Here is a 9847-nt window from a genome sequence, read left to right on the forward strand (position 1 = left end):
GTTACAGCTTTTATCAGGGGGTGATGCACAGTCATGCCCGACTGACCTACACCAAGGTCAGTCAGATGCTGGAGCATCCGGACTCTGACATCGGCTATAACCTCTGCAGCCTGTACTCGGACATTCTCCCTCAGCTCCACGATCTGTATGGTTTGTACAAGCTGCTGCGCAAGTCCCGTACCGAGCGGGGCGCTATCGATTTTGAGACCACGGAAACCCGGGTGATTTTTGACGCAGCCCGCAAGATCGAGGAGATCGTGCCGGTTCAGCGCAATGATGCTCACAAGATCGTGGAGGAGTGCATGCTGTGCGCCAACGTGGCCACCGCGCGCTTCCAGAAAAAGTATGAAATTCCGTCCCTGTACCGGGTCCACGATGGCCCGTCGGAAGAGCGACTTGCCGGCGTGCGGTTGTTCCTGGCGGAACTGGGTCTGCAGCTTGGCGGCGGTAACAGTCCGAAGTCGTCGGATTATCAGGCGTTGCTGGCCAGTATCGCGGACCGGCCGGATTCCCATGTTATCCAGATGGTCATGTTGCGATCCCTGAGTCAGGCGGTGTACAGCCCGGAAGAAAATGGCCACTTCGGCCTCGGCTTTCCCAGCTATACCCACTTTACATCGCCGATTCGTCGCTACCCGGACCTGATTGTGCATCGTGCCATCAAGTCGGTGATTCATGGCGCCAATACGGCGAAAGATGCCATTCAGCCAGAGCATCGCGACAGCGAGCTGGCAAAGTACCCCTATGACCTGGCCCGGGTAACCCAGCTTGGTCAGCATTGTTCCATGGCTGAGCGCAGGGCGGATGATGCCACCCGTGATGTGATGGCCTGGCTCAAGTGCGAGTATCTGCGCGAGCACGTGGGTTCGGAGTTTGATGGTGTTATTGCGGCGGTCACTCCGTTCGGCTTCTTTGTAGAGCTGTCCGGAGTCTATATAGAGGGTCTGGTACATGTATCAACCCTCAGCGGCGACTTCTATCACCACGATGCCGGCAAGCACCGTCTGATCGGTGAGCGTACCTCGGTCAGCTTCCGGCTTGGTGACACCGTGCGGGTCAAGGTGATGCGGGTGGGCCTGGAAGATCGCAAGATTGACCTGGAGCTGGTCAGCGAGCCGACCCGTCGTCAGGCCGATCGGGATGCGCTGGGGGACAAGTCGGACAAGGGCCGCAAAACCGGTAAGGGCGATCGTGCCGGTAAAGGCGAGCGCTCCGGCAAATCCCGGCAGAGGGGCAAGGGTCGGAGCGGGGGTGACCGTTCCGGACCGTCCGCTGACAAGTCTTCGTCGGCCCGGGAGCAACTGGTTGCTGACGCCGCCCGGGAAGCCGGCAAAAAACCATCGGGTCCGGACAGCAAACCTGCCGGCAAGAAAAGATCCCGCTCAGGGCGCTAAGGAACCGGTTCCGTGTCTGAAGAATTTGTATTTGGCTGGCACGCCGTTGAAGCGGTGGTCAAGAAAGAACCTGAGCGTTTGCAGCAGGTCTGGATTCAGCAGGGGCGTCAGGACAAGCGCGTCAAGGCGATTACCGATGTTCTGGATGAACAGGGCGTCACCTGGGCGATAGTGCACCGGCGCGAACTGGACAGCCGGGTTAACGGTGTTCACCAGGGCGTAGTGGCGCTGGTATCCGAAAGCCGGGAATGGACGGAGGACGACCTGTTCGTGCTGCTGGCGAAACAGGAGGCTCCGCCACTGTTGCTGGTGCTGGACGGGGTCACCGATCCCCATAACCTTGGCGCCTGTCTGCGCACAGCGGATGCTGCGGGCGTGGCGGCGGTGATTGTGCCCCGGGACAAGTCGGCGTCGCTGACGCCGACCGTGCGCAAGGTGGCCAGTGGCGCCGCTGAAACCGTGCCGCTGGTGCGGGTGACCAACCTGGCCCGCTGTCTGCGGGCACTCAAGGACCAGGGCATCTGGCTGATCGGCACCGCAGGCGAAGCGGATGCCAGCCTGTACCAGGCTGATTTTACCGGTCCCGTGGCTCTGGTCATGGGGGCTGAAGGCAAGGGTATGCGACGGCTGACCCGTGAACATTGCGACCTGCTGATCAACCTGCCGATGAAGGGCCTGGTGGACAGTCTGAACGTCTCGGTGGCCACCGGTGTCTGTCTCTACGAGGCCTTGCGGCAGCGGGGCTGACGTTCTGTTCAGCTTGCATCAGAATGGCGGTACGTCTAGAATGCACCACCCCTTTTCCAGGGGGTGGTTTTTTATTGTCCGGATTTTTACGCCATTGCGGTGCGCTCCGGGCAGTTTCTAGCCCAAATCCGGCAGTCTCAACACTGCCCACTCCTTGCTTTTTACAGAGCCTACGCTCGTAAGAGGCTGTTCAAACCGTAGGGAGAAGACATGCGTCACTACGAAGTTGTTTTTATGGTGCACCCTGATCAGAGCGAGCAAGTGCCCGCCATGATCGAGCGTTACACCAGCGTTATCACTGAAGATGGCGGCCAGATACACCGTCTTGAAGACTGGGGTCGTCGTCATCTGGCTTACCCGATCAACAAGATTCACAAGGCTCACTACGTTCTGATGAACATCGAATGTTCACAGACGGCTCTGGATGAACTGGCTCACAACTTCCGGTTCAACGATGCCATCATTCGTGACATGGTGATTCGCCGCGACAGCGCCGACACTGCCATGTCCCCGATGAAGGCTGCTGAATCCCGGGAAGATCGTCGTGATGATCGCCGTCGCAGCCCAGAGGGCAGCGAAGAGCGTCGTCCCGAAGAAGATACCCAGGACGAAGAAGAGTAATCACCCATCCGGAGTTGAGGAGTTAGACCATGGCTCGTTTTTTCAGACGTCGTAAGTTCTGTCGTTTCACGGCAGAAGGTGTCAAAGAGATCGATTACAAGGATCTGGACACGCTGAAAGGTTATGTTACTGAAACCGGCAAGATCGTGCCCAGCCGTATCACCGGCACCAAGGCCCGTTACCAGCGTCAGCTGTCGACCGCTATCAAGCGCGCTCGCTACCTGGCTCTGCTGCCGTACACGGACAGCCACGACAACTAAGTTTTCGTCACAGGATCCGGGACCATGCGTGCACTTGCACAATTTGTTATGCGAGGTCCCCTCCAGGCAGGTGGTGTAGCCGCAGTTACCACTGCGCTACCTTTCATGTTCTGGATAGGTGCAGCAGTGGTTGGCCTGGTGATACTCAGGCTGGGCCTTGTGCAGGGGCTGAGCGTCGGAATCTGGGCCCTGTTACCGGCACTGGCGTGGAGCTGGGTCGGACAGGACCCTACGGCACTGGCAGTATTGCTGCATGTGGTGCTGATGTGCACCCTGTTGCGGTCAACCCTCTCCTGGGAGAGGGCTCTGGTAGCCGGCAGCAGTCTGGCGCTGGTAACCGGGTTGGTGATACCTGCCCTGTTTCCGGAGTTGCTGGATCAGCTGGTGGGCGCCGGGGTGTCGTTTTACGAACAGTACAACGCAGAGTTAGCCCGGGAACTGGGCACCCAGCTGGAAGTGGCGATTCGCAATATCATGAACGCCAGTCTCGCCGGGACCTTTCTGGCCTGCTCCGTCGGTATTGCAATGCTGGCGCGGTATTGGCAGGCGGCGCTCTACAATCCGGGCGGTTTCCGGCAGGAGTTTCACAGCTTCCGCCTGACCCCCGTAACGGCGAGTATCTGCGGTGTAGCCATCATTCTGGTGCCGGTGACCGGTTTTAATCCGGTACTGATTGCCTGGGTGGCGGGATTGCCTCTGTTTGTGGCGGCGGTGGCTCTGGTGCATGGAGTTGTTGGCCTGAAGGGCAAAGGCTCGTTCTGGCTGGTGATCTTCTACGGTGCGCTGGTGCTGATGGGTCCGACGATTATGTTGTTGTTGCTGGTTTTGGCATTTGTGGATAGCTGGCTGGACTTCCGGGGACGGGTCAAGTCTTCCGGACCGGCTGAATAAAGCACGAAGAGGTTAACGAGATGGAAGTTATTCTGCTCGAAAAAGTTGCAAACCTGGGTACCCTGGGTGACAAGGTCAAAGTTAAGTCCGGTTACGGTCGTAACTTCCTGCTGCCTTACGGCAAGGCCGTAGCAGCAACTGCAGAAAACCTGCAGGCATTTGAAGCGCGTCGCGCCGAACTGGAAAAGGCCGCTGCTGAAAAGCTGGCCACTGCCCAGAGCCGTGCCGAAGTGCTGGAAGGTCAGTCCTTCACCATCGCCTCCAAGGCGGGTGACGAAGGCAAACTGTTCGGCTCTATCGGCGTTCGCGATATTGCGGATGCAGTAACTGCTGGCGGTACTGACGTTGAGAAGAGCGAAGTTCGTCTGCCCGAAGGCCCGCTCCGCGCCGTCGGCGAGTACGAAATCGAGCTTCAGTTGCACTCTGACGTAACCGTTGCCATCAAGCTGGCGGTTGTTGCTGAGTAAGTGTGCTGACTGATGTCGCAGTAGTCGGAATCAACATCGGCGCCTGGTAAACCTCCGGTTTGCCAGAACCTGCTGTTGTTCACAGGCCCGGACCGCGGAAGCGGCTTCCGGGCCTGTTTGTTTCTGGTATCCTTGTAAACCGTAAAGGGTCCACCCATTCCCGTTTCCCCGAAGTTGAAGAGCGCTCATGGCCAATAGCAGTTTCAAGGTCTCCATGCCGGATCCGGAAACCTCCCGGATCAAGATGCCCCCCCATTCCGTCGAGGCTGAGCAAGCCGTGCTGGGCGGCCTGATGCTGGATAACCGGCGCTTTGATGAGGTATCCGAAGTCATCACCGCCATCGACTTCTACCGGCAGGAGCATCGCCTGATTTACGGGGCGGTAGAGCGCCTTGCGGCCGACAGCGAGCCACTGGATGTGGTGACCCTGGCGGAGTTCCTGGAGCGGGCAGGGGATATCGAGGACGCCGGGGGGCTTTCGTATCTGGCCGAGCTGGCGGAGAAAACACCCAGCGCCGCCAACATCCGAGCCTATGCCCAGATCGTGGCTGAGCGTTCCATACTGCGCCAGCTTATCGAGGTGTCCGGCGGTATTGTCGATTCCGCGTTCAACCCCCAGGGGCGTACCAGCAGTGACCTGCTGGACGAGGCTGAGCGCAACGTCTTTCGTATTGCCGAATCCCGCAGCAAGGAAGGCACCGGGCCCAAGCCCATCAACCCCATACTGACCCAGGCCCTGACCCGGATTGAAGCGCTGTTTGAGTCCGGTGAGAAGGTGACGGGCCTGACCACTGGCTTCAACGATCTCGATGAGTGGACGTCCGGCATGCAGCCGGCAGACCTGATCATTGTCGCCGGTCGTCCTTCCATGGGTAAGACCACGTTTGCCATGAACGTGGTTGAGAATGCGCTGCTGGCTGCCGAAACGCCTATTGTGGTGTTCAGTATGGAAATGCCGGCGGACGCTCTGGTCATGCGGATGCTGTCGTCACTGGGTCGCATCGACCAGTCCCGCATCCGCAGCGGCAAGCTGGAGGAAGATGACTGGCCGAGGCTGACGTCGGCGGTCAGTCTGCTGAAGGACAAACCCCTGTACATCGACGATACCCCGGCGCTGAGTCCCACCGAGATGCGGTCCCGGGCCCGGCGTATCGCCCGTGAAAACGGCGGCAAACTGGGGCTCATCATGGTGGATTACCTCCAGCTGATGCGGGTTCCTGGCAATACCGAGGGGCGTACCGCCGAGATTTCCGAGATTTCCCGTTCCCTGAAAGGTCTTGCCAAAGAACTGAGTTGTCCGGTGGTGGCATTGTCACAGCTGAACCGGAGTCTCGAGCAGCGGCCCAACAAGCGGCCAGTGAACTCGGACCTGCGGGAATCCGGGGCCATCGAGCAGGACGCCGATGTCATCATGTTTGTCTATCGGGACGAGGTCTACAACGAGGATACCCAGGACAAGGGCATTGCCGAGATCATAATCGGTAAACAGCGTAATGGCCCCATTGGTACCGTCCGCCTGGCCTTCATCGGCAAGTACACCAAATTCGAAGACCTGGCCCATGGCGATTATGGCGGGGATTACTGATGCCCCGTCAGACGTTTGCGGTGATTGATACCGAGGCCCTGCGTCACAATTACCGGATGGCCTGCGAGCTGGCCGGCACCGCAAAGCCCATGGCCGTTATCAAAGCGGACGGTTATGGCCACGGCCTGGTGCGGGTCGCCAGGGCCCTGGCCGGCGACGCCGGACGGTTTGCCGTAGCCTGTCTCGAAGAAGCCGAATTACTGCGGGCGGCCGGGCTGGAGCAGCCGGTTCTGCTGCTTCAGGGTGTGCATGAGGCGGCGGATCTGTCCCGCTGCGAGACACTGGGGCTGGAGGTGGCGATCCACAGCCATCAGCAACTGCAGTGGCTGGCGGATACCGACGCTCGCCCGGTGCTCTGGCTCAAAGTGAACAGCGGTATGAACCGGCTTGGATTCACCGCAGCGGAATTGTCCGCCATTGTGCCCGGGCTGGCAGACGCCGGCTTCACCCTGCGCGGCATGATGACTCACTTTGCCTGCGCCGATGATGCCGCCAGTGAACGCAGCCTCAGCCAGACCCGGGTGTTTGAGGCGGCAACCGCCGCCTGGCCGGGGTTGTGGCGCAGTGTGGGTAATTCAGCGGCCCATTTCCGGCCGGGGCAGCCGCTTTATGACTGGAGCCGTCCGGGCATCATGCTGTACGGGTCCTCTCCGATGATTGGCCAGCAGGGGCCGGAGGCGGGGTTGAAGGCCGTCATGACACTGCAATCGCGATTGATCTCTGTGCGCACACTGGCTCCCGGTGATACTGTTGGGTATGGCGACAGCTGGCGTGCCGACGCCCCGGCGGTGATGGGCATGGTCAGCATCGGTTATGGTGATGGTTATCCACGTCACGCAGGCACCGGCACGCCGGTGTGGGTGCGGGGGCAGCGTGCCCGTCTGATCGGCCGGGTATCCATGGACATGCTGGCGGTGGATCTGACCGCGATACCCGGGGCGGAAGCCGGTGATATGGTCGAGTTGTGGGGCGCCAATATCAGTGTTGACGAGGTGGCGGTCCATGCGGGTACCATCAGTTATGAGTTGTTGACCGGTGTAACCGCCCGGGTGCCACGGCTTGAGGCCGGCACCGTTGCTGCGGTATCCAGGTAAGAGAGGCAGGGTGAAAATACTGGTAGTTCATGACAAAGGTGTATTGGGTCGGCTGTTGCTGAACCGTCTTAAAAAAACGCACCTCGCGGTTACCCCGGTGGTCATAAGCGATCCCGCCCACCTCAATGTGGAGGAAGTCGGGCAATGGCTTCCGGACGATGTTGATGTCATCGTCAACGCCATGTGGCTGAGTGATCCTGAACCGGCTGAAGCGGATCCGGAGCAGACCCGGCATCGCGCGTTTTCGATTCCACTGGCGATAGCAGAGCACGCCGCTGCCAGAAACAAGGTGATGATCCAGCTATCCACTTCATATGTGTTTGATGGTCGCAAGCAGAGTGCCTATCTGGCATCGAACCCGGGCAATCCCATCGGCCAGCTGGGCATCTGGCAATGGGAATGTGAACAGGCCATTCGCACTGTATTGCCCCGCCATATTCTGTTGCGCACCGGCTGGGGCCTGCAGCGCTTTATCCGCAAGGTCCATGAATCAGTGATGTCGATGACCCGGCTCAACCTGTCGAGCCGTCACCATGGCCAGCCGGTGGCCTCGGATGACCTGGCCCGGGTACTGACGGCGGTGTTGTTACAGCTGGATTGTGGCGCAGAAGCCTGGGGCACTTATCAGTATGCCGGTGCCGAGGATATTACCCAGTATGACCTGGCGCTGGCCATTGCGGCCTTACCGGAATTTGGCAATGCCGCACGGGTCATGGATGCGTTGCCGGCCTGGGCGCCGGTAGAACCGGAAAACGCCAGTTTGGGCTGCGTGCGTATCCGCAATACCTTTGGGATCAAGCAGCAGCCCTGGCGAACGGCGTTGCCCAATGAACTGGTACTGTCAGGGCTGGCTGTTGCCGAGGGCCATGACCTGCAGGGCCTCCAGCTCCAGTAGTTCAATATCACGGCCACGGGCGCGGATCAGCCCCTGGTTCTGGAAGCGGGTGAAAACCCGGCTGACGGTCTCCACGGCAAGGCCAAGGAAGTTGGCGATATCGTTTCTTGCCATGGGCAGGTTGAAGTGGGTTGATGACAGTTTGCGGCGCTTGAACCGGCTTGACAGCGATAACAGCAATGCCGCAATCCGCTCCTCCGCTGTGTTCTTGCTGAGCAACACCGACAACTGATGACTGTTGCGTATTTCCTGGCTCATCAGATGAAACAGGTGGTGCTGAAGCCCTGGCAGGACGTGTACCAGCTCTTCCAGCCGGTCGACCGGTATTTCACAGACATTGGTGCGTTCCAGGGCCTTGGCTGTGGAGGCATGGGCTTCATCGCTCATGCTGTCGAGCCCTACCAGCTCGCCGGGCATGAAGAACCCGGTAATCTGCTCGTCCCCTGACTCGGTGATAATCGAAGTTTTTACGGCTCCGCTTTTGACCGCGAAACAGGACCGGAACGGCGTGCTCTGGGAAAAAATAAGTTCACCGCGGGAGAATACACGGTCGCGACTCACCACCTCATCCAGCTGGCTCAGGTCGCTGTCATCCAGGGCCAGAGGCAGGCACAGGTTGCTCAGGCTGCAGTGCAGACAAGAGGTTTTGGCAACCGAAGACTGCTGGCGAATGCTGATGGGCTGGCTCATGATTCACTCGTCTGGCTTTGATGTAAGTCAATAATAGCGACCACCTTAATACGCTGGCAGGATTTTGCCAATGGTAAGGTGCGTTATCCCTGGCGGGTCAGGCCTGCGTCAGATTACCGCACCTGGCGCAGGCGGCCCTGGTCAACCGTGTCAGTCAGCGAACTTGCTGAACACCAGCGAGGCATTGGTGCCGCCAAACCCGAAACTGTTGGACATCACCGTATTCAGGTCGGTCTCACGGCTCTGGGGTCCGACGATGGGTATCCCTGCAAGCTCTTCATCCAGTTCGTTCAGATTCGCGGTGCCTGCCACGAACCCGTTTTGCAGCATCAGCAGCGAATAAATGGCTTCATGCACTCCGGCCGCACCCAGGGAATGGCCGGACAGGGACTTGGTGGACGATACCGGCGGAATCCGGTCCGCAAACACCTTGCGTACAGCGCCCATTTCCGCCAGATCACCCACCGGGGTGCTGGTGCCGTGTGCATTGATGTAATCGATGTCGCCCTCGACAGTGCTCAGGGCCTGCTGCATGCATCGGGTAGCACCTTCACCGGAGGGCGCGACCATGTCGTAGCCATCGGAGGTGGCGCCGTAGCCGGTGATTTCCGCAATGATATTGGCGCCCCGCTTAAGGGCGTGCTCCAGTTCTTCCAGCACCACCATGCCGCCGCCACCGGCGATGACGAAGCCGTCGCGGCTGACGTCAAAAGGGCGAGAGGCAGTTTCCGGCGTTTCGTTGTATTTGAAGGAGAGGGCGCCCATGGCATCAAACAGCATGGTCAGGCTCCAGTCTTCTTCCTCGCCGCCACCGGCGAACACCACATCCTGCTTGCCCATCTGGATCTGCTCCATGGCATGGCCGATGCAGTGAGCACTGGTAGCGCAGGCGGACGACATGGAGTAATTCACCCCACGGATCTTATAGGCGGTGGCCAGGCAGGCCGACACCGTGCTGGTCATGATGCGGGGTACCATGAACGCACCAATGCGCTTCACGCCTTTTTCGCGCATGATATCCACGGCTTCCACCTGGCTGGCACAGGAGGCGCCGCCTGAACCCGCAATCAGGCCGGTGCGGTCATTGGAGATCATCTCGTCAGTAAGGCCGGACTGGGCAATGGCCTGCTCCATTGCCAGATAACTGTACATGGCGGACGTGCCCATGAAGCGACGGATTTTCCGGTCGATAACATCCGTATC

The 9847-nt window shown here is 59.5% G+C and carries 11 protein-coding genes; 9 read left to right on the plus strand and 2 right to left on the minus strand.

Going from position 1 to position 9847, the window contains the following annotated elements:
* The 9 genes from AAC035_RS13690 to AAC035_RS13730 all read left to right on the plus strand — a co-directional run.
* Positions 1 to 1394: VacB/RNase II family 3'-5' exoribonuclease (locus tag AAC035_RS13690; protein WP_339805094.1), on the plus strand; the 1394-nt coding region annotated here is incomplete at its 5' end.
* Between the two features lie 12 nt (positions 1395 to 1406).
* Positions 1407 to 2141 carry a 23S rRNA (guanosine(2251)-2'-O)-methyltransferase RlmB gene (rlmB, locus tag AAC035_RS13695; RefSeq protein ID WP_339805096.1) on the plus strand — a complete coding sequence of 245 codons (735 nt, stop codon included), beginning with the start codon at positions 1407 to 1409 and terminating at the stop codon, positions 2139 to 2141.
* A gap of 210 nt (positions 2142 to 2351) precedes the next feature.
* A complete protein-coding gene (gene rpsF, locus AAC035_RS13700; protein ID WP_339805097.1) occupies positions 2352 to 2762 on the plus strand; it encodes a 30S ribosomal protein S6 in 411 nt (136 codons plus the stop codon).
* A 29-nt stretch (positions 2763 to 2791) separates the two neighbouring features.
* Positions 2792 to 3022: a 30S ribosomal protein S18 gene (gene rpsR, locus AAC035_RS13705; RefSeq protein WP_189574908.1), complete on the plus strand. Its 231-nt coding sequence runs from the start codon at positions 2792 to 2794 to the stop codon at positions 3020 to 3022.
* A 24-nt stretch (positions 3023 to 3046) separates the two neighbouring features.
* Positions 3047 to 3913, plus strand: coding sequence for a hypothetical protein (locus tag AAC035_RS13710; RefSeq protein WP_339805101.1), 867 nt, complete (start codon positions 3047 to 3049; stop codon positions 3911 to 3913).
* 20 nt (positions 3914 to 3933) lie between these two features.
* Positions 3934 to 4380 (plus strand): 50S ribosomal protein L9, encoded by a 447-nt coding sequence (rplI, locus tag AAC035_RS13715; protein WP_339805103.1) that lies wholly within the window; start codon positions 3934 to 3936, stop codon positions 4378 to 4380.
* A 187-nt stretch (positions 4381 to 4567) separates the two neighbouring features.
* The gene (gene dnaB, locus AAC035_RS13720; protein ID WP_339805105.1) at positions 4568 to 5965 is read left to right on the plus strand and encodes a replicative DNA helicase; all 1398 of its coding nucleotides are present in this window, start codon (positions 4568 to 4570) and stop codon (positions 5963 to 5965) included.
* Positions 5965 to 7059 carry an alanine racemase gene (gene alr, locus AAC035_RS13725; RefSeq protein WP_339805106.1) on the plus strand — a complete coding sequence of 365 codons (1095 nt, stop codon included), beginning with the start codon at positions 5965 to 5967 and terminating at the stop codon, positions 7057 to 7059. The genes dnaB and alr overlap by 1 nt, the downstream gene beginning before the upstream one ends.
* A 10-nt stretch (positions 7060 to 7069) precedes the next feature.
* On the plus strand, positions 7070 to 7954 hold the full coding sequence (locus AAC035_RS13730) for a sugar nucleotide-binding protein (protein ID WP_339805109.1): 885 nt from the start codon (positions 7070 to 7072) through the stop codon (positions 7952 to 7954).
* Here the strand turns inward: AAC035_RS13730 and fnr are convergent.
* Together fnr and AAC035_RS13740 are read right to left on the minus strand one after the other, a co-directional pair.
* Positions 7901 to 8644, minus strand: coding sequence for a fumarate/nitrate reduction transcriptional regulator Fnr (fnr, locus tag AAC035_RS13735; RefSeq protein WP_339805111.1), 744 nt, complete (start codon positions 8642 to 8644; stop codon positions 7901 to 7903). The genes AAC035_RS13730 and fnr overlap by 54 nt on opposite strands.
* A 150-nt stretch (positions 8645 to 8794) precedes the next feature.
* The coding region (locus AAC035_RS13740) for a beta-ketoacyl synthase N-terminal-like domain-containing protein (RefSeq protein WP_339805113.1) at positions 8795 to 9847 on the minus strand (1053 nt) is incomplete at its 5' end.

Source organism: uncultured Marinobacter sp., from assembly GCF_963974375.1.
Classification (GTDB): domain Bacteria; phylum Pseudomonadota; class Gammaproteobacteria; order Pseudomonadales; family Oleiphilaceae; genus Marinobacter.